Source organism: Nocardioides sp. Root140 (genome assembly GCF_001426745.1).
GTDB lineage: Bacteria > Actinomycetota > Actinomycetes > Propionibacteriales > Nocardioidaceae > Nocardioides.
The window spans coordinates 1,116,431-1,138,249 of the sequence record NZ_LMFI01000001.1; the positions used below are offsets into that span (position 1 = coordinate 1,116,431).

Annotated in this window: 25 protein-coding genes; 12 read left to right on the plus strand and 13 right to left on the minus strand. The window is 69.6% G+C overall.

Going from position 1 to position 21,819, the window contains the following annotated elements; all coding sequences use genetic code 11:
• Positions 1-4 precede the first annotated feature (4 nt).
• The 3 genes from ASD30_RS05460 to ASD30_RS05470 are packed head-to-tail and all read right to left on the minus strand — an operon-like array spanning position 5 to position 4,178.
• Positions 5-364: a cupin domain-containing protein gene (locus ASD30_RS05460; RefSeq protein ID WP_056677933.1), complete on the minus strand. Its 360-nt coding sequence runs from the start codon at positions 362-364 to the stop codon at positions 5-7.
• A gap of 5 nt (positions 365-369) precedes the next feature.
• Positions 370-3,165 (minus strand): cyanophycin synthetase, encoded by a 2,796-nt coding sequence (cphA, locus tag ASD30_RS05465; RefSeq protein WP_056677937.1) that lies wholly within the window; start codon positions 3,163-3,165, stop codon positions 370-372.
• The gene (locus ASD30_RS05470; RefSeq protein ID WP_082563561.1) at positions 3,162-4,178 is read right to left on the minus strand and encodes a cyanophycinase; all 1,017 of its coding nucleotides are present in this window, start codon (positions 4,176-4,178) and stop codon (positions 3,162-3,164) included. Before ASD30_RS05470 ends, cphA begins: the two co-directional genes overlap by 4 nt.
• A gap of 33 nt (positions 4,179-4,211) precedes the next feature.
• On the opposite strand from ASD30_RS05470, the gene ASD30_RS05475 reads away from it, so the two are divergent.
• Positions 4,212-4,733 (plus strand): SixA phosphatase family protein, encoded by a 522-nt coding sequence (locus ASD30_RS05475; RefSeq protein WP_235532506.1) that lies wholly within the window; start codon positions 4,212-4,214, stop codon positions 4,731-4,733.
• Positions 4,734-4,761: 28 nt separating this feature from the next.
• Here the strand turns inward: ASD30_RS05475 and serB are convergent, their stop codons facing one another.
• On the minus strand, positions 4,762-5,985 hold the full coding sequence (gene serB, locus ASD30_RS05480; RefSeq protein WP_056677940.1) for a phosphoserine phosphatase SerB: 1,224 nt from the start codon (positions 5,983-5,985) through the stop codon (positions 4,762-4,764).
• A 61-nt stretch (positions 5,986-6,046) separates the two neighbouring features.
• Here serB and ASD30_RS05485 point away from each other — a divergent pair, with 61 nt between their 5' ends.
• The gene (locus tag ASD30_RS05485) at positions 6,047-6,403 is read left to right on the plus strand and encodes a VOC family protein (protein ID WP_056677943.1); all 357 of its coding nucleotides are present in this window, start codon (positions 6,047-6,049) and stop codon (positions 6,401-6,403) included.
• Between the two features lie 18 nt (positions 6,404-6,421).
• On the opposite strand, the gene ASD30_RS05490 is transcribed toward ASD30_RS05485, so the two are convergent.
• A complete protein-coding gene (locus tag ASD30_RS05490; RefSeq protein ID WP_056677946.1) occupies positions 6,422-7,159 on the minus strand; it encodes a hypothetical protein in 738 nt (245 codons plus the stop codon).
• Positions 7,160-7,197: 38 nt separating this feature from the next.
• On the opposite strand from ASD30_RS05490, the gene ASD30_RS05495 reads away from it, so the two are divergent.
• The 4 genes from ASD30_RS05495 to ASD30_RS05510 all read left to right on the plus strand — a co-directional run bounded on the left by ASD30_RS05495 (position 7,198) and on the right by ASD30_RS05510 (position 10,477).
• Positions 7,198-7,998 carry an ABC transporter ATP-binding protein gene (locus tag ASD30_RS05495; protein WP_056677949.1) on the plus strand — a complete coding sequence of 267 codons (801 nt, stop codon included), beginning with the start codon at positions 7,198-7,200 and terminating at the stop codon, positions 7,996-7,998.
• 9 nt (positions 7,999-8,007) lie between these two features.
• Positions 8,008-8,469: an NfeD family protein gene (locus tag ASD30_RS05500; protein WP_056677952.1), complete on the plus strand. Its 462-nt coding sequence runs from the start codon at positions 8,008-8,010 to the stop codon at positions 8,467-8,469.
• 95 nt (positions 8,470-8,564) lie between these two features.
• Entirely contained in the window at positions 8,565-9,719 is a 1,155-nt protein-coding gene (locus ASD30_RS05505; RefSeq protein ID WP_056677955.1) for an SPFH domain-containing protein, read from the plus strand.
• Positions 9,716-10,477, plus strand: a complete 762-nt coding sequence (locus tag ASD30_RS05510; protein ID WP_056677958.1) for a sulfite exporter TauE/SafE family protein — start codon at positions 9,716-9,718, stop codon at positions 10,475-10,477. The genes ASD30_RS05505 and ASD30_RS05510 overlap by 4 nt, the downstream gene beginning before the upstream one ends.
• Positions 10,478-10,496: 19 nt before the next feature.
• Here ASD30_RS05510 and ASD30_RS05515 read toward each other — a convergent pair whose 3' ends face one another.
• Complete coding sequence (locus ASD30_RS05515) at positions 10,497-10,859, minus strand: DUF4267 domain-containing protein (RefSeq protein ID WP_056677961.1); 363 nt, start codon at positions 10,857-10,859, stop codon at positions 10,497-10,499.
• Positions 10,860-10,869: 10 nt separating this feature from the next.
• Entirely contained in the window at positions 10,870-11,823 is a 954-nt protein-coding gene (locus ASD30_RS05520) for an alpha/beta hydrolase (protein WP_056677964.1), read from the minus strand.
• A gap of 87 nt (positions 11,824-11,910) precedes the next feature.
• On the opposite strand from ASD30_RS05520, the gene ASD30_RS05525 reads away from it, so the two are divergent.
• Together ASD30_RS05525 and ASD30_RS05530 are read left to right on the plus strand one after the other, a co-directional pair.
• Positions 11,911-12,360 (plus strand): Fur family transcriptional regulator, encoded by a 450-nt coding sequence (locus ASD30_RS05525; protein WP_056677967.1) that lies wholly within the window; start codon positions 11,911-11,913, stop codon positions 12,358-12,360.
• A complete protein-coding gene (locus tag ASD30_RS05530; protein ID WP_056677971.1) occupies positions 12,353-13,858 on the plus strand; it encodes a catalase in 1,506 nt (501 codons plus the stop codon). Before ASD30_RS05525 ends, ASD30_RS05530 begins: the two co-directional genes overlap by 8 nt.
• 60 nt (positions 13,859-13,918) lie before the next feature.
• Here the strand turns inward: ASD30_RS05530 and ASD30_RS05535 are convergent, their stop codons facing one another.
• From ASD30_RS05535 to ASD30_RS05555, 5 genes are read right to left on the minus strand one after another with little or no spacing between them, the layout of a single operon-like run.
• On the minus strand, positions 13,919-14,293 hold the full coding sequence (locus ASD30_RS05535) for an ankyrin repeat domain-containing protein (RefSeq protein WP_056677974.1): 375 nt from the start codon (positions 14,291-14,293) through the stop codon (positions 13,919-13,921).
• On the minus strand, positions 14,290-15,255 hold the full coding sequence (locus ASD30_RS05540) for an ABC transporter ATP-binding protein (protein ID WP_056677977.1): 966 nt from the start codon (positions 15,253-15,255) through the stop codon (positions 14,290-14,292). The genes ASD30_RS05535 and ASD30_RS05540 overlap by 4 nt, the downstream gene beginning before the upstream one ends.
• 1 nt (position 15,256) lies before the next feature.
• Positions 15,257-16,072, minus strand: coding sequence for an ABC transporter permease (locus tag ASD30_RS05545; protein WP_056677978.1), 816 nt, complete (start codon positions 16,070-16,072; stop codon positions 15,257-15,259).
• Positions 16,065-16,862 carry an ABC transporter permease gene (locus ASD30_RS05550; RefSeq protein WP_056677982.1) on the minus strand — a complete coding sequence of 266 codons (798 nt, stop codon included), beginning with the start codon at positions 16,860-16,862 and terminating at the stop codon, positions 16,065-16,067. Before ASD30_RS05550 ends, ASD30_RS05545 begins: the two co-directional genes overlap by 8 nt.
• A gap of 41 nt (positions 16,863-16,903) precedes the next feature.
• Positions 16,904-17,395, minus strand: a complete 492-nt coding sequence (locus ASD30_RS05555) for a DUF6174 domain-containing protein (protein ID WP_056677985.1) — start codon at positions 17,393-17,395, stop codon at positions 16,904-16,906.
• A 106-nt stretch (positions 17,396-17,501) separates the two neighbouring features.
• On the opposite strand from ASD30_RS05555, the gene ASD30_RS05560 reads away from it, so the two are divergent.
• Positions 17,502-18,650 carry an LLM class flavin-dependent oxidoreductase gene (locus ASD30_RS05560; RefSeq protein WP_056677987.1) on the plus strand — a complete coding sequence of 383 codons (1,149 nt, stop codon included), beginning with the start codon at positions 17,502-17,504 and terminating at the stop codon, positions 18,648-18,650.
• The gene (locus ASD30_RS05565; RefSeq protein ID WP_056677990.1) at positions 18,647-19,282 is read left to right on the plus strand and encodes an FMN reductase; all 636 of its coding nucleotides are present in this window, start codon (positions 18,647-18,649) and stop codon (positions 19,280-19,282) included. Before ASD30_RS05560 ends, ASD30_RS05565 begins: the two co-directional genes overlap by 4 nt.
• A 28-nt stretch (positions 19,283-19,310) precedes the next feature.
• Here ASD30_RS05565 and ASD30_RS05570 read toward each other — a convergent pair whose 3' ends face one another.
• Positions 19,311-19,802 (minus strand): VOC family protein, encoded by a 492-nt coding sequence (locus tag ASD30_RS05570; RefSeq protein WP_056679352.1) that lies wholly within the window; start codon positions 19,800-19,802, stop codon positions 19,311-19,313.
• A 27-nt stretch (positions 19,803-19,829) separates the two neighbouring features.
• Between ASD30_RS05570 and ASD30_RS05575 the strand changes: the two genes are divergently transcribed.
• Together ASD30_RS05575 and ASD30_RS05580 are read left to right on the plus strand one after the other, a co-directional pair.
• Positions 19,830-20,705, plus strand: coding sequence for an AraC family transcriptional regulator (locus tag ASD30_RS05575; protein WP_082563562.1), 876 nt, complete (start codon positions 19,830-19,832; stop codon positions 20,703-20,705).
• A gap of 109 nt (positions 20,706-20,814) precedes the next feature.
• A complete protein-coding gene (locus tag ASD30_RS05580) occupies positions 20,815-21,810 on the plus strand; it encodes a GNAT family N-acetyltransferase (RefSeq protein ID WP_056677992.1) in 996 nt (331 codons plus the stop codon).
• Positions 21,811-21,819: the final 9 nt, after the last annotated feature.

A 21,819-nucleotide genomic window follows, 5' to 3' on the forward strand; every position in this document is an offset into this window, starting at 1 on the left:
CGGATCAGGGGGCGTCGACTGCCCCGACGTGGTTGTCGAGGTCGACGTCGCCCTCGACGACGAAGCCGAGGAGGCCCGCGGTGGTGCGGGTCTCGTGCTGCTCGCCGGCCTCCCAGACCGCGGCCTGGCCCGGACCGAGATGCTGCACCACGCCGTCGTAGCCGCTGACCGTCGCGTTGCCCTCCATGACCACCAGGAGCTGGCGGCCCAGGGCAGGGTGACGTCCGATCACCCCGCCCGGGGCCAGTTGGACCACGACGAGGTGGGCGTCGGCGGTCAGGCCGAGCGCCCCCACCGTGAAGCCGGTGCTGTCGTTGGCCTCGATCCTGCGCCTGGGGACCTGGTCGAGCCTGAGGATCCGCACCCGGGTCAGACGCGGTCGCTCGACACCGAGGTGATGTCGGGGTCGGCGGCGGGGGAGTCGTCGGTGGCGCCGGAGCCGGCCTGGGCCTGGTTGGACCAGTTCTCCAGCTCGGCCATCACCTGCGGGTGCTTGTCGACGCACAGGATGACCAGGTCGCCGCGGTTGGCGCGACTCATCGCGTGACGGATGGCGTCGGTCTCGTCGGTGATCACCTCGACCTGCTTGCAGCGGGTGCCGGCCTCCATGGCCCGGCGTACGCCCTCGGCCACGAACCCGGCCACCTCGCCGCGTTCGCGCCCGCGCAGGGCGACGTCCTCGCGGACCACGACCACGTCGAAGTGCTGGGCCGCGATCTCACCGAGCTCGCGCATGTCCTCGTCGCGGCGGTCGCCGGCGGTGGCGATGACGCCGATCCGGGAAGGACGGGCCAGCTCGTGTGCCGACTCCAGCGACTCGCCGACCCGGTCGACGAAGTCGCCGAGCATGCGCATGCCGGGCGCGTTGTGGCAGTAGTCGACGATGACGTTGACGCCGTTGACCTCGACCTCGTTGAGCCGACCGGGGGACTGGTAGTAGTTCGTCGAGAACGTGCGCATGCCCTGGCGGATGTCGTGCAGGGGAGCACCGGCGGCGAAGGCCGCGGCGGCCGCGGCCATCGCGTTCTGCACGTTCATCCGGGCCCGGCCGCCGAAGGTCGACGGCAGCAGGTGGGTCCACGCCAGCTGCATCTCACGGCGCCCGTGCTTGACCACGATCATCTCGCCGCGGTCGGACGGCGCCAGGATCAGTGCCTTGCCCCCGCGCCGGCAGTGCGCGTCGATCATCTCGCGGGCCTCGGTGCCCGGCTCCTCCATGGAGAACCAGACGATCTGGCCCGAGCAGCGCCGGCGCATGTTGCGCACCAGCGGGTCGTCGGCGTTCAGCACGGCGTGCCCGTCGCGGGGCACCGCCTCCACCACGACGGCCTTCACGTCGGCGAGCTGCTCGACCGTGTCGATGCCGCGCAGTCCCAGGTGGTCGGGCTGCACGTTGAGCACCACGGCGACGTCGTTGCGCTCGTAGCCGAGCCCCTCGCGCAGGATGCCGCCGCGGGCCACCTCGAAGACCGCGAAGTCGACGCGCGGGTTCTGCAGCACCATGCGGGCAGACCGGGGCCCGGACGCGTCGGCCCGGATCAGCAGCCGCTCGTCGATCACGACACCGTCGGTCGAGGTCATGCCGACCTTGCGGCCCATGCCCTTGAAGATGTGGGAGATCATCCGCGACGTCGTGGTCTTGCCGTTGGTGCCGGTCACCGCGACGATCGGGATGCGCGACGGTGCGCCGGGCGGGAACAGCATGTCGACCACGGGCTTGGCGATGAACTGCGGCTCGCCGATGGTCGGGTGGGTGTGCATGCGGAACCCGGGGGCGGCGTTGACCTCACAGATCGCGCCGCCGGTCTCACGGACCGGCTCGGTGATGTCGGGGCAGATGAAGTCGATGCCGGCGATGTCGAGCCCGATCATGCGAGCCGCCTCCTCGGCGATCTCGACGTTCTCGGGGTGCGCCTCGAAGGTGCGGTCGATCGAGATGCCGCCGGTCGACATGTTCCCGGTCAGCGCCAGCTTCACCTGGACGCCGGCGTCGGGCACGTCGGTGAGCTCGAAGCCCTGGTCGCGGACCCTCTCGATGGCGGCGTCGTCGACCTTGATGCGGGTCAGCACCTTCTCGTGCCCGACTCCGCGCCGCGGGTCGGCGTTGGCCATCTCGACGAGGTGCTCGATGGTGCTCGTGCCGTCACCGGTGACCCCGGCAGGCACTCGCTCGGCGACGGCGGCGAGCTTGCCGTCGATGATCAGGCACCGGTAGTCCTTGCCGGTGACCATCGACTCGACGATCACCCAGCCGCGGCGGGACTGGTCCTTGGCGACCGGGAACGCCTCGCGGACGTCGTCCTCGTTCTCCAGGTCGAGGCAGACGCCTCGGCCGTGGTTGCCGTCGAGCGGCTTCACCACCACGGGGTAGCCGATCCGGTTGGCGACGGTGACCGCCTGGTCGGCGGTCCGCACCGACTCCTGCTTGGGCACCGGCAGCCCGGCGGCACCGAGCAGCCGCGTGGTGAGGTCCTTGTCGCTGGCGATGTCGACCGCGATGGAGCTGGTCTCCGAGGTCATCGTGGCCCGGATGCGCTTGGCGTGGACGCCCTGGCCGAGCTGCACGAGCGAGTGCTGGTTCAGGCGCAGCCACGGGATGTCGCGAGACACCGCCTCGTCCACGATGGCCTGGGTGGACGGCCCGAACGCGGTGCGCTCGGCGCGCTTGATGAACGCCTCGAGCTCGTTGTCCCAGTCGAACTCCGGGTCGGCCTCGACCAGGTGGTTGACCAGGCGTACGGCGAGACGCGCGGCGGCCAGGCCGACCTGTTCGTCGACGTAGCCGAAGATCACGTTGTAGTGCCCGGGCTTGCCCTTGACCTGTCGGGTCTTGCCGCGACGGATGTCGTGGCCGACCACCTGCTGCAGGGCGAGCGCCGTGTGTTCGGCGACGTGGCCGAGCCAGGTGCCCTCGTTGAGGCGCTCGACGAAGCCGCCGCGACGGCCACGGGAGCAGGAGTGCTCACGCAGGCCGGGCAGCATCTGGAGGATGTTGTCGGTGAAGGCGGGGATGGTGTTCGTCGGGTACTGCTCGAGTGAGCCGAGATCCACGACCAGGTGGATCGAGCGGTCGTAGGACCAGATGTTGGCTCCGCGGTAGACCCGCGTCTCGACGATGGCCAGGTCAGCGGTCGGGCGTCCACCCGCCAGGGGAGTGTCGGTCATGAGCTCGCTTCCGTCTCGTCGGCTTCGATGGTCTGGTCGGCTTCCTTGCGACGCCTGCTCTTGCGTCTCCGGAGCACCGAGGGTGACACGTCACCCGCCGCGATGTCGCGGGCCAGCTTGCGCAGGTCGCGACCGGCCTCGGCGATCTCGGCCGCCTCGGCGTCATCGGCGACTGCCGGGGCAGGCACGAGTGTGCGTGTCGTCAGGTCGAAGGTCGCACCTTGCGGCAGCACGTGCAAGACGACGCCTGAGGTCAGCAGGGGTGACGAGCGCGACGCCTCGTGCGCGTTGCTCACGATGCGGGCCGGGTCGAAGATCGTCACGGCCCCGCGGCCGATGACGCGCAGGATCTCGTGGTCGCCCTCGACCGTCACGACGGCGGCGGTGTCCTCGTCGACACCCATGCCGAGCAGTTGCGGCGACTGGGCGACGATCATCAGCAGCCGGCCGTAGCGGTTGCGCTGCTCGAAGTGCTGGTCGATCACGCAGTTCTCGACCAGTCCCAGTCCGGCCGCGACCTGGGTCATCCGCTGCTTGGCGGTGGCGCCGCCGGTGCCGAAGGCCACCATGTGCGAAGACTGGATGCTGGCGCCCGCGGACGTGCCGGCGATCACCGCGCCACGTCGTCGGGCGGCGTGGATCGCCTCGCCGAACGGTGTGCCGCAGATCGCGCCGGAGAGCTTGAGCTGGTTGCCGCCGGTCATGAAGATGCCGGTCACGTCGGACAGTGCCTCGACGAACGCCGCGTCATGCGACTGCTCACGGGTCACCGGTCGAACGGAGACGACGTCGGCCGCCCCCAGCTTGCGGAACAGGGCGTCGTACACCTCGACGATCTCGGGGCCCAGGGAGGACGCCGTGGCGATCACGGCGATCTTCGCGTGCGGGCCTCCCGAGGCCCGGACGAACTCGGTGAGCACCGAACGCCTGCGCAACTTGTCTTCGGCGCCGCCCACGATCATCAGGGGGCCGGGCGTGGGGGAATCGATGGGGGACTCACTCTCGCTGGGCATGACAGGCAGGCTAGCCGGTGCCAACATGGTCGCGTGCACAAGTCTTCCCGGATCCTCGTCCTCATGCGGCATGCCAAGGCAGAGACGCCTTCGGCACTCGATCACGAGCGGGAGCTGGCTCCTCGTGGACGACGCGAGGCGGCGTTGGCAGGCGAGTGGTTGCGACAGGTCGAGGTGGTGCCCGCCGCCGCCCTCGTGTCCTCCGCAGCGCGCACGCAGGCCACCTGGTGGGAGGTCTCGACGGCGGGAGGGTTCGACTGCCCGGTCGAGACGAGCGACGCGTTGTACGCCGCCGAACCGGACTCGGCGCTCGACCTGATCCGTCTCACGTCGGACGACGTACGCAGCCTGGTCGTCATCGGGCACAACCCGACCATGGCGTTCCTGGCGCAGACGCTGGACGACGGCGAGGGGGACACAGACGCCTCCAACGGCATGATCGCCGGGTTCCCCACGGGCGCGATGGCGGTCTTCGAGGTCAGCGGCGCCTGGACCGATCTCGACATGGGCGGCGCCCGCCTGGCCCGCTTCCACGTGCCGCGTGAGGACGACTGACTCCCGACGGGGCGAGCCAGCCCCTCGCTCAGACCGGAGGTGCCGGCGTGACGATGCCGACGGCGGCGTCAGCGGCCTCGATCTCCTCGCGGGAGATGCCGAGGAGGTACATGATCGCGTCGAGGTAGGGCACGTTCACCGCGGTGTCGGCCGCCTGCTGGACGACCGGCTTCGCGTTGTAGGCGATGCCGAGCCCGGCCGCGTTGAGCATGTCGAGGTCGTTCGCCCCGTCGCCGATCGCGATCACCTGCTCCTCGGTGACCCCCACGTCGTGGGCGAAGCGGCGCAGGGCGGCGGCCTTGCCGGCCCGGTCGACGACGTCGCCGACGATGCGCCCGGTGAGCCGGCCGTCGACGATCTCGAGCTCGTTGGCGTGGGCGAAGTCGAAGCCGAGGTCGGCCGCGATGCGGTCGGTGATCTGGCTGAAGCCGCCGGAGACCATCGCGAACCGGTAGCCGAGTCGCTTCAGGGTGCGGATCATGGTGCGGGCACCCGGGGCGAAGACGATGCCCTCGTAGACCCGCTCGAGGGCACGGGCGTCGACCCCTTCGAGCAGGGCGACCCGTTCGCGCAGTGAGTCGGCGAAGTCGAGCTCGCCGCGCATCGCCTGCTCGGTGACCCGGGCGACCTCCGGCTCGCAGCCCGCGTGGGCGGCCAGCATCTCGATGACCTCGCCCTGGACCAGCGTGGAGTCGACGTCCATCACGATCAACCGCATGCCGCGTCGCAGCAGGTTGGCCGGCTGGACCGCGACGTCGACCCCCTGGAGGGTGGCCTCCTTCACGAGGCCCTCACGCAGGGTGTCGGTCGAGACCCCCGAGACGTGGAGCTCGATGGCAGTGACCGGGTAGCGGGCCATGCGCTCGATGCGGTCGATGTTGCCGCCGGAGTCCGCGATGCGTCCCGTCATCGCGGCCATGGCGGCCGCGCGCAGGGGCGCCCCGATGATCGTGACGTGGCTGCGCCCGTCACGACGGGACTTGTTGTCACCGACTCCGCGGTCGACCTCGACCTGCATGCCGAGTGCCGAGCCGACCTCGACGACCGCGTCACGGAGCTTCTTCCACTCCCGGGGCGCACTGACCAGCACGCCGAGCACGAGGCGTCGGCGAAGCACGATCTGCTCGATGTCGATCACCTCGACACCCGCAGCGGCCAGCCTGGAGAAGACCGCCGAGGTCACGCCGGGACGGTCCTTGCCGGTGAGGGTGATGAGCAGGGTCTTCGGCGGGGCTTCTTCGAAGTCAGTCATGACGGGTAGAGGCTACTGCGGTCCTGGCCGGTTGTCGGTGCCGACTCGTAGTGTGGGCCGCATGTCCGACACACACCACACCGTCAACTACATCGAGCTCGGTGCCACGGACCTCGCGGCGGCGAAGGCGTTCTACACCTCCGCCTTCGGCTGGGAGTTCAACGACTACGGCCCCGACTACGCCGGCATCAAGCTGCCCGGGCGCGACGACGAGATCGGCGGGCTCAACCCGGCCACGACTCCGCAGCCCGGCGGCCCGCTGGTCCTGATCTCCTCCGACGACCTCGACGCTACGCATGCCGCGGTGCTGGCGGCCGGGGGCACGGTCACCGAGGGTCCCTACGCGTACCCGGGCGGCCGTCGGTTCCACTTCACCGATCCGTCCGGCAACGCCCTCGGGGTCTACTCCCACCAGTGACACGACACAGGTGAGGGCCTAGTCAGGGGGCCAGACCTCGGGGGAGCAGGCTGCGACCAGGGCCCGGCGGGCGGCGTGTTCCAGCGGGAGGAGCGCGTCGGCACGCTGCGCCATCTCGTGCGCCGTCACCGCGGCGCCATGGTCCTGGCCGGCCAGCTCGGTGATGCCCAGGGCCTGGAGTGCGCGGCCGGCCAGCGATCTCGCGCGCTCGGGCGTGCCGGGCGGTGCGTCGTAGGCCGGCACGTGGCGCAGGTTCATCAGCTCGTCGGCGACCTCGGGACGCCAGCGCGCCACCTCGAGGTCGACGAGGGCCGTGGCCGCGGTCGACACCGCTGCCCGCAGTCCCCGGTCTGCCTCACCGAGATCGACCAGAGCACGACGTGCGGCCGGCAGCACCTGCCACACCACACCGGCCCCGGCCCGGACCGGGACCAGTCCCAGGTCGGCACCTTCCAGGACGACGGCCTCGCCGGCGTCGAGTGCCGCGGCATTGAAGTCGGCGGGGCCGCCGAGCCCGGTCGGGTCGCCGGGCGCGGGCAGGGCGAGGCCCGCCGAACGTGCCCCGGAACGGCGTACCGCGCCGAGGGCCAGGAGCAGCGGAGTGGTGCCGTCGTCGCCGGGCAGTCCGACCAGGTCGTGTGCTGCGTCGCCGTCCAGCACGGCGTCGCGGACGTCGTCCGGAGTGGCCGCTCCGCGCAGCCAGGCGGACAACCACCACGCCATGCGGGCCGAGTCGATGGGGAGTGCCGATGCCATGGCGCGGGAGCCTACGCCGGGTGGATAGGGTGCGGGACATGACCGCCGTACTTGAGTTCGCCGAGGTGACGGTGCGCCGTGGGGGCGCCACGTTGCTCGACGGCGTCAACTGGACGGTCGAGGAGGACGAACGCTGGGTGATCCTCGGCCCCAACGGAGCCGGGAAGACCACGCTGATCCAGGTCGCGGCGGCCCAGATCCACCCCACCTCGGGAGTCGCGGGCATCCTCGACGAAGTGCTCGGCACCGTCGACGTCTTCGAGCTGCGCCCGCGGATCGGCCTGACCAGCGCGGCGATCGCCGAGCGCATCCCGCGCCACGAGCTGGTCCGGGACGTCGTGGTCTCCGCGTCGTACGGCGTGCTCGGTCGATGGAACGAGCACTACGACACCCTCGACCACGGCCGCGCCGAACAGCTGCTCGTCGAGCTCGGTGCCAAGCCGTTGCTCGACCGCACCTTCGGCACGTTGAGCGAGGGCGAGCGCAAGCGGGTGCAGATCGCCCGCGCCCTGATGACCGACCCCGAGCTGCTGCTGCTCGACGAGCCCGCCGCGGGCCTCGACCTCGGCGGCCGCGAAGACCTCGTCTCCACGCTGTCGCTCCTCGCGCAGGACGAGCTGGCCCCAGCCACCGTGCTGATCTCGCACCACGTCGAGGAGATCCCTCCGGGCTTCACCCACGCCCTCCTCCTGCGGCAGGGGAAAGTCGTCGCAGCGGGCCCCGTGGAGCGGGTGATCACCGAGGAGATGCTCAGCGCCACCTTCGGGATGCCGTTGCAGTTGGGTCACGAAGACGGCCGGTACGCCGCCCGGCGCCGATCGCGCCGACACGCGGGCTAGGGTTTCGTCATGGACTGGTTGCGCGAACACGCATGGGAGACCTGGTTGGGTCTCACCATCCTGCTCGGCGTGGCCGAGCTGTTCAGCATGGACCTCATCCTGCTCATGCTCGCCACCGGTGCCGGGGTCGCGATGGTCGCCGCGTTGCTCGGCGCGCCGTTCGAGCTGACCGTCCTGCTGTTCGCCGGTGCCTCGGTCGCCGCCTTGGCCCTCGTGCGCCCCAGTGCCCTCAAGAAGCTGCACGCCGGCCCGGAACTCTCGCTGGGCCACGGCAAGCTGGTCGGCCACCACGGCGTCGTCCTGGCCCGGATCAGCGACCAGGACGCCGGCCGCATCAAGCTCTCGGGTGAGGAATGGACCGCCCGGCCCTACGACGAGTCGATCGTCATCGAGGCCGGAGAGACGGTGGAGGTGCTCCAGATCAAGGGCGCCACGGCCTACGTCCACCCGGTGCCGCGACTGGAGCCCTGAAGGCTCTGCCGGCATCTGCTCCACCACGCACCTGAACCACCAGACCTGCTTCACGAAAGAGTGACGGATCTTCCGTCCGGGGAAAGGAAGAGCAGATGACCGCAGTTCTCGTCCTGCTGCTACTGCTGCTGCTGTTCGTCGTCGTCGTACTCGCCAAGACCGTGCGGATCGTTCCGCAGGCGCGTGCCGGCATCGTCGAACGCTTCGGCAAGTACAAGGGCTCGCTGCCCGCAGGCCTCAACATCGTCGTGCCGTTCATCGACAAGGTGCGCTACATGATCGACCTGCGCGAGCAGGTCGTGTCGTTCCCGCCGCAGCCGGTGATCACCGAAGACAACCTGGTCGTCTCGATCGACACCGTCATCTACTTCCAGGTCACCGACCCGGTCGCCGCGACGTACGAGATCGCCAACTACATCCAGGCCGTCGAGCAGCTGACCATGACCACCCTGCGCAACATCGTCGGTGGCATGGACCTCGAGGAGACCCTCACCAGCCGCGACGCGATCAACAGCCGTCTGCGTGGCGTGCTCGACGAGGCCACCGGCAAGTGGGGCATCCGGGTCAACCGTGTCGAGCTCAAGGGCATCGACCCGCCGCCCTCCATCAAGGACTCGATGGAGAAGCAGATGCGTGCCGACCGCGAGAAGCGTGCCGTCATCCTCACCGCCGAGGGTCAGCGCCAGGCCGCGATCCTGACCGCCGAGGGTTCCAAGCAGTCCGCGATCCTCTCCGCCGAAGGTGACCGGGAGTCGCTGATCCTGCGCGCCCAGGCCGACCGGGAGTCTCAGATCCTGCGTGCCCAGGGTGAGGGACAGGCCATCCAGACCGTCTTCCAGGCGATCCACGACGGCCGGCCCGACCAGTCGCTGCTGGCCTACCAGTACCTCCAGATGATGCCGAAGATCGCGGAGGGCGACGCCAACAAGGTCTGGATCGTCCCATCCGAGATCGGCAAGGCGCTCGAGGGCCTCGGCTCGACGATGACCGAGCTCAGCGGAATCCCGAAGGACGTCGACGGGCCGCGTGTGCGTGTCGACATGGGATCCAGCGAGCCGAACATCCCCGACCCGGCCGACCCGACCCTGTCGAGCACGCACGCCGCGGTCGAGCAGGCCATCGCCGAGGCCAAGGGCGCGGCCATCGGCAAGGACTCGGCCGCCGCAGCGGTGACTCCTGAGACGCCGGCCGCACCGGCTGACCCCGAGGTGCCTCCGGCACTCGACCAAGAGGTGCCTCCGGCGCCGTGACACTGCTCGAAGCCGCGGCCGTCCTGCTCGCAGGCCTGGCCGCCGGCACCATCAACACCGTGGTGGGGTCGGGAACGCTGATCACGTTCCCGACCCTCCTCGCGTTCGGCGTACCCCCGGTCACCGCCAACGTCTCCAACACCATCGGCCTCGTGCCCGGCTCGATCTCCGGGGCGATCGGCTACCGGCGTGAGCTGGTCGGCCAACGGGCCCGCATCCTGAGGCTCTCCGTCGCCTCGCTGATCGGCGGCGTCATCGGGGCGGTGCTGCTGCTCGAGCTGCCCTCGGGGGCGTTCGAGGCGATCGTCCCGGTCCTGATCGTGGTCGGCTGCCTCCTGGTGGTCTTCCAGCCGCGCATCTCGGCATGGGTGGCCAAGCGGCACGAGGCCGCGGGCGGCCTGCCGGCCAACGGCGCGTGGTGGGTGTGGCCACTGGTCCTGCTCGGCGGCGTGTACGGCGGCTACTTCGGCGCGGCCCAGGGCGTGCTGCTGATGGCCGTGATGGGCATCGGCATCGACGAGACCCTCCAGCGGCTCAACGGCACCAAGAACGTGCTCGCCGGGCTGGTCAACCTCGTCGCGGGCGTGATCTTCGCTGTCGTCGCCGACGTCGACTGGCTGGTGGTGGCGCTGATCGCGACGGGGGCCGTGGTCGGCGGGCAGCTCGGTGCGATCTACGGTCGCCGTCTGCCGCCGCTCGCCCTGCGTGCGTTCATCGTCGTGGTCGGGGTCGTCGCGCTGATCTTCTTCCTGGTCTGACCCGCCACCGGCGGGCGGGTCAGCGGCGGGCCATCACGAGTGCGGCCGCGCCGGCAACGACGGCACCGACCGCGGGCAGGGTCAGGAAGCCGCTGGTGGCCTTGGTGACCGAGCCGTCGATCCCGGCGGCGGTGCCGGAGAACGCGTCGGTGGCGTCGACGGCCATCCCGACCAGGACGAGGTTGCGCTGGGTGGTGCCCGAGGCAGCGAGCGTGACCGCGCCGAGGGCGACCTCTCGGGCCCCGAACATCCGGCTCATGTAACCGAGCTGCGGGTTCGCCCCCGGGTCGAGCCGGAAGATCTTCGCGGCCAGTGCGGGGGAGACCAGCGCGACGGCGCCGAGGACGATGCGGGCGAGGTTGAGACCGGTGATGGGGTTCATGTCCCGGAGACTAGCGAGCGTCGACGTACGCCGTCAGCCAGGTGTCCATCTCGGCGTACACCTTCTTCCGCACCTCGGGCAGGGACAGCACGACGTCGTGGCGCGCGTCCTCGACCGCGATGCTGGTGACGTGACGCCCGAGTGACGGCGCCCAGCGCCGGATCTGGTTGACGTCGAGCACGATGTCGTGGCGGTGCACCGAGTCGTCCATCGACTCCGGTGCCGCGCTGCGGGCACTGGAGAGCACCAGCGAGGGGCAGCCGACCTCGATGCCGGCGTGGAGCTCGGAGTGGCCGTTGCGCACGGCGCGCAGCCACCCGGCGTACACGGGCTGCGACTCCACCGGCTTCCAGGACAGGTCGAAGTCGAACTCGCCCTCCAGGTCACGGTGCAGGCTGCGGGTGTAGAACCCCGAGACCGGGCGGGGGATCACCCGCTTGGGTGTGCGGGCCCCGACCTGCTTGATCACCGTCGTACCGATGGTGCGGGTCCACCAGGCGCCCTGCATGTCGAACCAGGGGGAGTTCAGCACCATGCCCGCCAGCTCGGGTCGGCGGTCGTTGGCCCACAACGGCACCGTCAGCCCGCCCGTGGAGTGCGCGGTGAGCACCACGTGGTCGTGGCCGTCGCGGCCGCTGATGCGGGCCCAGGCAGCGTCGAGGTCGGGGAAGTACTCGCGCAGGTCCTCGACGTAGTTGACCGTCTGGTGCTGCCGGATCGAGCGGCCGTACTTGCGCAGGTCGAGGGCGTAGAAGTCGTAGCCGCGGGAGGTCCACCACTCGGCGTACTCGGTCTGGAAGAAGTAGTCGGCGAACCCGTGCACGTGCAGCACGGCCTTCGCGGTCGGGGTGTCGGCCGGGCGGTGCACCAGGGTGGCCACCACGGCGCCCTCGGAGTCGTCGGGGAGCTCGATGGTCTCCTGCGTGTACGGCGCCCCCAGGACGTCGGTCTCGACCTCGCTCATGCCGGTGATTCTTGCAGTCGTGGCAAGGAGACTCGCCCTGACCGCTCAATTCTTGAATAGTTCCAGAAAAGGTGGTTGAGTGCTGGCATGCCCCGCACCGATCCCACCGTCATGCTGCGGGAGAAGTCCCTGCGTGTGACGCGGCCGCGGATCGCCGTCCTCGAGGCGCTCACCCGACACCCGCACGCAGACGTGGACACCGTCGCACGCGTCGCCCGCGAGGACATCGGTTCGGTCTCCACACAGGCCGTGTACGACGTGCTCAGGGTGCTGTCCGACGCCGGCCTGGTGCGCCGCATCGAGCCTGCTGGTTCGCCGGCCCGGTTCGAGGTGCGAGTCGGGGACAACCACCACCACCTCGTGTGCCGCACCTGCGGCGACATCGCCGACGTCGACTGCGCGGTCGGAGACGCGCCGTGCCTGCACGCCGTCGAGACCCATGGCTTCGTCATCGACGAGGCCGAAGTGACCTACTGGGGCCTGTGCCCCAGCTGCTCGTCCACCCGACACCCCACCGAAGGAGCACGCAGTGTCTGACGACAACACCAAGCCGTTGACCACGGCGGCCGGCGCACCGGTCACCAACAACCAGGACAGCCTCACGGCGGGTCCGCGCGGCCCGATGCTGCTCCAGGACCTCTGGTTCCTGGAGAAGCTGGCGCACTTCGACCGCGAGGTCATCCCGGAGCGCCGCATGCACGCCAAGGGCTCGGGTGCCTACGGCACCCTCCGCATCACCCACGACATCTCGAAGTACACCAAGGCCGCGATCTTCAACAAGGTCGGCAACGAGTGCGAGATGTTCGCCCGCTTCTCCACCGTGGCCGGAGAGCGCGGTGCGGCCGACGCCGAGCGCGACATCCGCGGCTTCGCCCTGCGCTTCTACACCGAGGAGGGCAACTGGGACGTCGTCGGCAACAACACACCGGTCTTCTTCTTCCGCGACCCGCTGAAGTTCCCCGACCTGAACCGCGCCGTCAAGCGCGACCCGCGCACCAACCTGCGCGACGCGGAGAACAACTGGGGCTTCTGGACCAACCTGCCTGAGGCGCTGCACCAGGTCACCATCGTGATGTCGGACCGCGGCATCCCGAAGTCCTACCGCCACATGCACGGCTTCGGCTCGCACACCTTCTCGTTCATCAACGCCGAGGGCGAGCGGTTCTGGGTGAAGTTCCACTTCCGCACCCAGCAGGGCATCGAGAACCTCACCGACGAGGAAGCCGCCAAGCTGGTCGGCGACGACCGCGAGTCCAGCCAGCGCGACCTCTACGAGTCCATCGAGAAGGGCGACTTCCCGAAGTGGAAGTTCTTCATCCAGGTGATGCCCGAGGCCGACGCGGAGAACTACCGCTTCCACCCCTTCGACCTCACCAAGGTCTGGTCGAAGAAGGACTACCCGCTGATCGAGGTCGGCGAGTGGGAGCTCAACCGCAACCCGGAGAACTACTTCGCCGACGTCGAGCAGGCCGCCTTCACCCCGGCCAACCTGGTGCCCGGCATCAGCTTCTCGCCCGACCGCATGCTCCAGGGCCGCCTGTTCTCCTACGGTGACGCGGCGCGCTACCGCCTCGGGGTCAACCACCACCAGATCCCGGTGAACTTCCCCAAGGGCGCGCCCGGCCTGAACACCTACCACCGCGACGGCACCATGCGCGTCGACGGCAACCAGGGTGGCGTGCCCGGCATCGAGCCGAACAACTTCGGGCGCTGGCAGGAACAGCCGGCGTACGCCGACCCCGCACAGGCGATCGGGTCGACTGCCGACCGGTTCAACTTCCGCGAGGACGACGACAACTACTTCGAGCAGCCCGGTGACCTGTTCCGCCTGATGAGTGCCGAGCAGCAGCAGGTGCTCTTCGAGAACACGGCCCGCGCCATCGACGGTGCATCCGAGACGTCGGTCGAGAAGCACATCGAGCACTGCACGCTGGCCGACCCGGCGTACGGCGAAGGTGTCCGCAAGGCGATCGAGGCGCTGAAGGCCGGCAACCTCGGCGACAGTGACCCCAACCCGGACAACACCCCCGCCTGACCCAGCGATACTCCCTGACGTTTCGGTCCCTCGGACCGAAACGTCAGGGAGTACCTGATTTCAGAGCAGGTGGGTGCGGCCGAACAGTTCGGCGGCCGCGCGGGCGGTCGGCGTACCGGCATCGAGGTCGGCGCCGGCCGCGACCAGTACGGCCACCACGTCGTCGGCCCCCTTGAACAGCGCGCCGGCGACCGGGGACTGGTCACGGTCATTGCGCTGGTCGACGTCGGCGCCTCGTTCGACCAGTGCCGACACCGTGGCCGCGTGACCGTGATAGGCGGCCAGCATCAGCAATGTGTTGCCCCCGGCGTCGGTCGCGTCGACCGGGAGGCCGTGGTCGAGGAACTCCAGGAGCTGCGTTGTCTCGCCGGCGCGGGCCAGGTCCCTGGCCAGGGCCAGCACTCGTTCGGTCTGCTCAGGGGTCAGCTCTGTCATGGGCTCATTCTCCCTGCACCGGCGTAGATCGTGCGGATGACGTCCTCGATGTCCGGCTCGCGCAGGGACAGGTCGGCCACGTCGTACGCCGCAGCGACGGCGGCCACGATCGGTGCCGCGCTGGCCTCGGTGGGGAACGCCAGCCACTGCCGCGGGCCCTCGACCCTGACCACCTCGGCGCCGTCGATCGCGATCGGTGGCGCCTCGTCGACCAGGTCGACCACCAGGGTCCGCCGTGACCCGCCGCGCTGGTGCAGCCCGGCCAGGCTTACGTCGAAGACGGCGGTGCCGTGGTCGATCACGATCACGCGGTCGCAGAGCGCCTCGATGTCCTGGAGGTCGTGCGTGGTCAGCAGCAGGGTCGTGCCGCGGCGCTCGTTGAGGGCGCGCAGGAACTCGCGCAGGCGGCCCTTGCTGATCACGTCGAGGCCGATGGTCGGCTCGTCGAGATAGAGGATCTCGGGGTCGTGCAGCAGCGCGGCCACGATGTCGCCACGCATCCGCTGGCCGAGTGAGAGCTGGCGCACCGGAGTGTCGAGCAGGTCGTGGAGGTCGAGCAGCTCGAGGAACTCGTCGAGGTTCTCGCGGTGCCGTGCCGGGTCCGTGCGATAGATCTTCTGCAGCAGGTCGAAGGAGTCACGCAGTGGCAGGTCCCACCACAGGGTGGTGCGCTGCCCGAAGACCACGCCGATGCGCCGGGCCAGCTCGGTGCGGCGTCGGGACGGGTCGAGCCCGGCCACGCTGATCGAGCCGGACGACGGCACCAGGATGCCGGTCAGCATCTTGATCGTGGTCGACTTGCCGGCCCCGTTCGGGCCGATGTAGCCGACCATCTCGCCCGCGTCGATCGAGAACGACAGGTCACGCACGGCCTCGACGTCATGGCTGGTACGCCGCAGCCGGCCGGCCTTCTTGCGCACGGTGAACGTGCGGCCCAGTTCGCGGACTTCGATCAGAGACATCTCAGCTTCCCGTCGAGCGGTAGTGGCGGACGCCGAAGCGCCACACGAACGTGGTCAGCCAGAGCATCGCCGCACCCACGACGAGGCTCAGGAACTGGAACCACTGGGGCATCCCGAACGGGTCGTCGCGACCGAGGATGAACAGCGCGGGATACCAGTTCACGAAGGCGAGTGGCAGCACGAAGGTCAGTGCCTTGACCACCTCGCCGGGGAAGATCGCCAACGGGTACTGGGTGATGGTGTTTCCCCCGTAGGTGAAGGCATTCGCGAACTCGACGCCGTCGGCAGTCAGGAACTGGATGCAGGCGAGCATGACGAAGATCGAGCAGAAGATCGCCGCCCCGCCGGTCAGCATGCCGGCCATGACCAGGAGGCGCATCGGCGTCCACTCGACGTACAGGCTCGCCCAGCCCGTGACGATCGTGCAGAGCAGGATCCGGGACAGTCGACGCAGGGCGAACTCGTTGGAGCAGACCTGTGCCAACAAGGGCACGGGGCGCACCATCATCGTGTCGAGATCACCCATGCGGATCATCTGGCCGAGTCTCTCGATGCGGCCCACGAACATGTCGGCGAACGCCAGCCCGATCCCCGTCGCCCCGTAGAGGAAGGCGACCTCCCGCAGGCTGAACCCGCCCATGGAGTCGATGGTGTGGAAGAGGATCCAGATGCCGATGAAGTCGAGCGCCCCGATGACGAAGCCGGCGACGGTCATCATCCAGAACGACACCCGATAGGTCATCGAGGCGCGCACCCACATGGCAGCGATCCGCCAGTACCCGGTCCACCCGTCGACGACGTGCGTACTGTCAACCACCCTGGACCACCACCCGGCGTTCGGCCACCCGCAGCAGCACCAGGCAGGCCAGCATCAGCACGGCACTCCAGGCGGCCGCGAAGCCGAGGCCCAGCCACACCTCGGCACCGGCCCGCTGGCCGAGCCAGATGTCTGCCGGGATCTGCAGCATGGCGGCCCAGGGCATCGCCATCGCCAGGTCGCGCAGCGCACCGGGGAACAGGACGAGTGGCACGGTCAGGCCGGTGAAGAAGGAGTTCATCACGATGAGCACCGTGCGCGGGCCGGCCTCGTCGAAGAGCCAGAACGACGTGATCGCCACCAGCATGCGCATCGCGAAGCTCACGACCACCGCCAGCAGCACCGCCAGCATGAAGGCGACCCAGGCGAACGGCCCGCCGGGAAACCGCAGGTCGAAGAGCAGGGCACCCACGATCGCGGGTCCGACTCCGCGGGTCAGCAGGTGGTACGCCGCTCGCCCGAGGTCGGCCGCGAGATACCAGCCGAGCAGGCCGACCGGACGATAGAAGTCGATCACCACGTCGCCGCTGCGAATCCGGTCGGCGAGGTCGTCGGGGGAGCCGCCGCCGAACATGCCGACGGTCATCAGCATGGCCTGCCCGAGCCACACGTAGGTCAGCGCATCGGTGACGTCGTAGCCGCCGGCGTCGGGACGCTGCTCCCAGACCGCCATGTAGACGAAACAGCTGATGATCCCGAAGACGCAGTTGGTGAAGATGCCCGCTGCCGTCGCCAGGACGTAGGTGGAGTAGCGCCGGAAGGCACGCGTCGCGATGGCGACGTACAGCATGTGACCTCCGGGCAGTCGTGGGCGACCCCGGATCCTTTCACCTAGCGAGGTGTCACGCCAACCACTTTGATCGTGTACTCGTCGTCGACCGCGTTCGTGATGTGGTCCACCTCGAGTGAGCGCACGGCGCCGGTCTCCGGGTCGTAGGTCACCCGGACCGTGGCGGAGTCGCGGAGTGCGGTCTCGACCTGGTCGAAGAGGTCCTCCATGGTGACGATCTCGGGCGCCGCCTCGGCCTTGGGCGCGGCCAGGTTGGTGGCGTCGACCATCGCGTCGCCCTGCACCTCGATCCGCATGTCGAGCGGGGGACAGAAGCAGAGCTGTTCATAACGCCAGCGGTAGTGGTCGATGCCGGCGTTCTTCCAGTCCTCCCTGGCGTCGAGCAGGCGCGTCTCCGGCGTGCTCACCTCGGTGATGCCGTCGGTCGGCGTCGCGGTGGGGTCCTGGTCGGGATCCGCACCGGCGGTGTCGTCGCCGGTGCCGCAGCCGGCCAGGAGGAACACGGTCATCGCGGCCATCAGGAAGCTCTTCATGCCAGTACGACGGCCGTGTCGCTCGACTGGTTCCGCGTGGGAATATCCGTCCGGCCACTCCGGTTGGACCATGTGATTGCATATTCAACTACTTGAGGAGCCTGTGATGCAGTTCGGTATCTTCACCGTCGGCGACGTGACCACCGACCCGACGACCGGTCACACCCCGACCGAGCACGAGCGGATCAAGGCCACGGTCGCCATCGCGAAGAAGGCCGAAGAGGTCGGCCTCGACGTGTTCGCCACCGGCGAGCACCACAACCCGCCCTTCGTGGCGCCCGCGAACCCGACCGTCCTCCTGGCCAACATCGCGGCCCAGACCGAGCGCATCGTGCTCTCCACGTCGACCACGCTGATCACCACCAACGACCCGGTGCGGATCGCCGAGGACTACGGCTACCTGCAGCACCTGGCCGAGGGCCGCGTCGACCTGATGATGGGCCGCGGCAACACCGGCCCGGTCTACCCGTGGTTCGGCAAGGACATCCGCGACGGCATCCCGCTGGCGGTCGAGAACTACGCGTTGCTGCACAAGCTGTGGCGCGAGGAGTCGGTCGACTGGGAGGGAAAGCGCCGCACCCCGCTGCAGGGCTTCACCTCCAGCCCACGCCCGCTCGACGGCGTCGCGCCGTTCGTGTGGCACGGCTCGATCCGGTCTCCCGAGATCGCCGAGCAGGCCGCGTACTACGGCGACGGCTACTTCCACAACCACATTTTCTGGCCGTCCTCGCACGCCGCCAAGATGGTGCGGTTCTACCGCCAGCGCTTCGAGCACTACGGCCACGGCACCGCCGACCAGGCGATCGTCGGGCTCGGCGGCCAGGTCTTCATGCGGAAGAACAGCCAGGACGCGATCAACGAGTTCCGGCCCTACTTCGACCGCGCCCCGGTCTACGGCCACGGCCCTTCGCTCGAGGACTTCATGCAGCAGACGCCCCTGTTGGTGGGTTCGCCGCAGCAGGTCATCGAGCAGACCCTCGGCTTCCGCGAATACGTCGGCGACTACCAGCGCCAGCTGTGGCTGCTGGACCACGCCGGCCTGCCGCTGAAGACCGTTCTGGAGCAGCTCGACATCCTCGGCGAGGAGGTCGTGCCGGTCCTGCGCAAGGAGTTCGCCGCCCTCAAGCCGGCCCACGTGCCCGACGCCCCGACCCACGAGTCCCTCGTGGCTGCCGCCGGCGGCCCGCGCGAGTCCACCACCGTCCACGCCGCTGACGACGTCACCGGCAAGTCACCCGAGGAGGTGTCCGCATGACCCTCAAGATCGCTGTCGTCTCCGCCGGTCTCAGCGACCCGTCGTCGACCCGCCTGCTGGCCGACCGGCTCGCCGACGAGTCGGTGCGACTGCTCACCGAGCGCGGCCACGAGGTGGTGCTCGACGTGATCGAGCTGCGCCCGCTGGCCCACGCCCTGGCCGACTTCATGCTGACCGGGTTCGCCACCGGTGACCTCGAGGAGGCCCTGGCCTCGGTGTCGCGGGCCGACGCCCTGATCGCGGTCACCCCGGTGTTCACCGCGTCGTACAGCGGCCTGTTCAAGATGTTCTTCGACGCCGTTGACAACGATGCGCTGGAAGGCACGCCGGTGCTGGTCGCAGCGACTGCCGGGACAGCCCGGCACTCCCTGGTGCTCGAGCACGCGCTACGGCCGTTGTTCGCCTACCTCAAGGCGGTCGTCGTGCCCACCGCGGTGTTCGCCGCGAGTGAGGACTTCGGCAGCACCGCCGGCGGCGCGCTCGACACTCGGGTCCGCAAGGCCGCCAACCAGCTGGTGGCGTTGCTCGGCGCCGGTCAGCCGACGCGTGCCACCCGACCGGTCAAGGTGACCATCGACAACCCCGAGGACACCCCGGACTTCGCGTCGATGCTGGCCGCAGTCTCACGCTGAGGCCGAGTTGGGACAGGCCGAGTTCGGGTCAGCGGCTCTCTTCCTCGAGCCACGCATTGACCCGTCGCTCGGCCTCGTCCGGGTCGACGTCCTCGACCCGGGTCATCACGGCCCAGCGGTGGCCGAACGGGTCGAGGAACGCGGCGTAGCGGTCGCCGGTCACGAAGGTGTCGGGCTCGCCGTACGACTTCGCGCCGGCGTCGATCGCGGCGGCGTACACCGCGTCGACGTCGGGGCAGTAGAAGACGGTGCTTCGGCTGACCACGTCACCGCCGTCGGGGGCGGCCAGGTTGTGGTCGGGTGCGGGGTCGCTGAGCTGCATGCGGCCGTTCGCCACCTCGAGCTCGGCGTGCGCGATCGTGCCGTCGGGTGCCTCCATGCGGCTGATGACGGTCGCGCCGAGCACGGCGGTGTAGAAGTCGATCGCCTCCGCTGCGCCCTGGCAGCAGAAGTACGGCGTGAGGCTGGTGTAGCCGGCGGGGATCGGGTCGACGGTCGGGGTCTTCTGTTCGGTGGTCATGTCACCCATGCTCCCTAGGCTGGGGCCATGGGCTCTTGGAAAAACGCGACAGGTCGCCGCGGCCTCCCACCCGATGCGCGTCGTCCGGCCACGTCGACCCATGCGGGCATCCTGAGGCCCGACCAGTTCGCGCGGTACGCCGACCTGTCGCGGCCCACGCCGGACCCACGACTGGACCCGTGGATCGAGCACTACTGGACCGTCGCGTGGAACCTGCCCGCCGGGACGACCTACCTCTCGGAGGTCGTGCCGCACCCGGCCGTCCACGTCACCGTCGAGTCCGGCACGACGCCGCACCACGGGCTGGAGATGCCCGCCGCCCTGGTGCACGGGGTGGTCACCCGCAGGTTCTCGATACCGCTGTCCGGCGAGGGGCGCTCGTTCGGCATCAAGTTCCGCCCCGGTGGGTTCGGCGCGTGGACGGGTGACGACGTCGGTGGGTGGACCGACCGGGTGGAGTCCCTGCGGGCCGTCTTCGGTGCTGCCGCCGACGACCTGCTGCGCGACGTGCTGGGCGAGAGCTCCGACGCGGTGCGGGCCAAGGTCATGGACGCCTTCCTGCTCGAGCGACTGCCCGGCCCCGATCCGGCGTACGACCGGGTGATCGCCATCGTGGCCGGTCTGGTCGCCGACTCGTCGCTGGTCACCGTCGAGCAGGTGGCCGAGCGCTTCCACGTCTCGGTGCGCACCCTGCAGCGGCTGTTCCGGCGCTACGTCGGTGTCGGGCCCAAGTGGGTGCTGCGCCGCTACCGCCTGCACGACGCGGTCACCTTGATCGATGCGGGGGAGTACGCCGACCTGGCCGACCTGTCCGCCCGCCTCGGATGGTTCGACCAGGCCCACTTCACCCGCGAGTTCACCGACCTCGTCGGTGTCCCGCCGGGGGAGTACGCCGGCCGCTGAACGCTCGGCCCATTGAACGCTCGGCCGATTGAACGCTCGGCCCATTGAACGCTCGGCCCATTGAACAAACTGGTTGCGTGACGCCAGCGTGACCGATTGTGTGGCGGGCATGGAGATCATCGAGATCGACGTCCGCAACGTCGCCGCCCGGCGGGAGTTCTTCGCCGTCGAGCAGGAGGTGGTCCACCATGACCTGCCCGACGGCTGGGAGCGCACTTACGAGTCGTTCGAGAAGTCCGTGATTCAGGCCGACAACCCCTACCGGCGCGCCGTCCGGCTGGCAGCCGTGACGGACGGTGCCTGGGTCGGCACCGCGGAGGTCGGCCTGCCGCTCAAGGACAACACGCACCTCGCCGATGTCGAGCTCGCGGTGCGACCGCACGCTCGGCGGGCGGGCGTGGGCCGCGCGCTCTTCGCCCGCGTCGAGGAGATCTGCGCCGAGCACGGGCGCACGACCTCGTGCGTGGAGATGCACGTTCCTCGGGGCGTTGCCTTCGAGGACAGCCCGGGTGTGCGGTTCGGCCGCACCTTCGGGTTCGAGAGCGTCCACCAGGAGGACCACCTCGTCCTCGACCTGCCGGCCGACGTCTCCCACCTGGAGGCGGCCGCTGCGGGCGCCGGGTCGGCGTACGAGATCGTGCTCTGGGGTGAGCGGTGCCCCGACGAGCACGTCGCCCAGTTCTGCGCGATGCGTACCCAGATGGCCAACGACGTGCCGACCGGCGAGATGGACATCGAGGCCGTCGTCTTCGACGAGGAGCGGTTGCGCACCGGCGAGTCACGCCTTGCGCAGGGCTGGATCCCGATCGTGGCCGCAGCCCGGCGCCGCGACGACGGCGTGATGGGTGGCTACTCCATGCTGGTGCTGCCGCGCGGCGGTGACCTCGTGCTCCAGGACGACACCCTGGTCATGCCGGAGCACCGGGGCCACCGCCTCGGCACCGCGTTGAAGCTGGCCACCCTCGAGGTCGTTCGCCGGGAGCACCCCGAGCGCCGGGCGATCCACACGTGGACCGAGCCCGACAACCACGCGATGCAGCGCACGAACGCCGACTTCGGGTTCACGCCTCGGGCGCGGCTCCACGAGCTGCAGCGTCAGTCCTGACGAGCCGTC

Excerpts from the sequence above, each read along its gene's own strand:
- cphA (WP_056677937.1), bottom strand. The coding sequence starts at position 3,165 with ATGACCGACACTCCCCTGGCGGGTGGACGCCCGACCGCTGACCTGGCC.
- ASD30_RS05470 (WP_082563561.1), bottom strand. The coding sequence starts at position 4,178 with ATGCCCAGCGAGAGTGAGTCCCCCATCGATTCCCCCACGCCCGGCCCC.
- serB (WP_056677940.1), bottom strand. The coding sequence starts at position 5,985 with ATGACTGACTTCGAAGAAGCCCCGCCGAAGACCCTGCTCATCACCCTC.
- ASD30_RS05485 (WP_056677943.1), top strand. The coding sequence starts at position 6,047 with ATGTCCGACACACACCACACCGTCAACTACATCGAGCTCGGTGCCACG.
- ASD30_RS05490 (WP_056677946.1), bottom strand. The coding sequence starts at position 7,159 with ATGGCATCGGCACTCCCCATCGACTCGGCCCGCATGGCGTGGTGGTTG.
- ASD30_RS05495 (WP_056677949.1), top strand. The coding sequence starts at position 7,198 with ATGACCGCCGTACTTGAGTTCGCCGAGGTGACGGTGCGCCGTGGGGGC.
- ASD30_RS05500 (WP_056677952.1), top strand. The coding sequence starts at position 8,008 with ATGGACTGGTTGCGCGAACACGCATGGGAGACCTGGTTGGGTCTCACC.
- ASD30_RS05505 (WP_056677955.1), top strand. The coding sequence starts at position 8,565 with ATGACCGCAGTTCTCGTCCTGCTGCTACTGCTGCTGCTGTTCGTCGTC.
- ASD30_RS05515 (WP_056677961.1), bottom strand. The coding sequence starts at position 10,859 with ATGAACCCCATCACCGGTCTCAACCTCGCCCGCATCGTCCTCGGCGCC.
- ASD30_RS05520 (WP_056677964.1), bottom strand. The coding sequence starts at position 11,823 with ATGAGCGAGGTCGAGACCGACGTCCTGGGGGCGCCGTACACGCAGGAG.
- ASD30_RS05525 (WP_056677967.1), top strand. The coding sequence starts at position 11,911 with ATGCCCCGCACCGATCCCACCGTCATGCTGCGGGAGAAGTCCCTGCGT.
- ASD30_RS05535 (WP_056677974.1), bottom strand. The coding sequence starts at position 14,293 with ATGACAGAGCTGACCCCTGAGCAGACCGAACGAGTGCTGGCCCTGGCC.
- ASD30_RS05540 (WP_056677977.1), bottom strand. The coding sequence starts at position 15,255 with ATGTCTCTGATCGAAGTCCGCGAACTGGGCCGCACGTTCACCGTGCGC.
- ASD30_RS05550 (WP_056677982.1), bottom strand. The coding sequence starts at position 16,862 with ATGCTGTACGTCGCCATCGCGACGCGTGCCTTCCGGCGCTACTCCACC.
- ASD30_RS05555 (WP_056677985.1), bottom strand. The coding sequence starts at position 17,395 with ATGAAGAGCTTCCTGATGGCCGCGATGACCGTGTTCCTCCTGGCCGGC.
- ASD30_RS05560 (WP_056677987.1), top strand. The coding sequence starts at position 17,502 with ATGCAGTTCGGTATCTTCACCGTCGGCGACGTGACCACCGACCCGACG.
- ASD30_RS05565 (WP_056677990.1), top strand. The coding sequence starts at position 18,647 with ATGACCCTCAAGATCGCTGTCGTCTCCGCCGGTCTCAGCGACCCGTCG.
- ASD30_RS05570 (WP_056679352.1), bottom strand. The coding sequence starts at position 19,802 with ATGACCACCGAACAGAAGACCCCGACCGTCGACCCGATCCCCGCCGGC.
- ASD30_RS05575 (WP_082563562.1), top strand. The coding sequence starts at position 19,830 with ATGGGCTCTTGGAAAAACGCGACAGGTCGCCGCGGCCTCCCACCCGAT.
- ASD30_RS05580 (WP_056677992.1), top strand. The coding sequence starts at position 20,815 with ATGGAGATCATCGAGATCGACGTCCGCAACGTCGCCGCCCGGCGGGAG.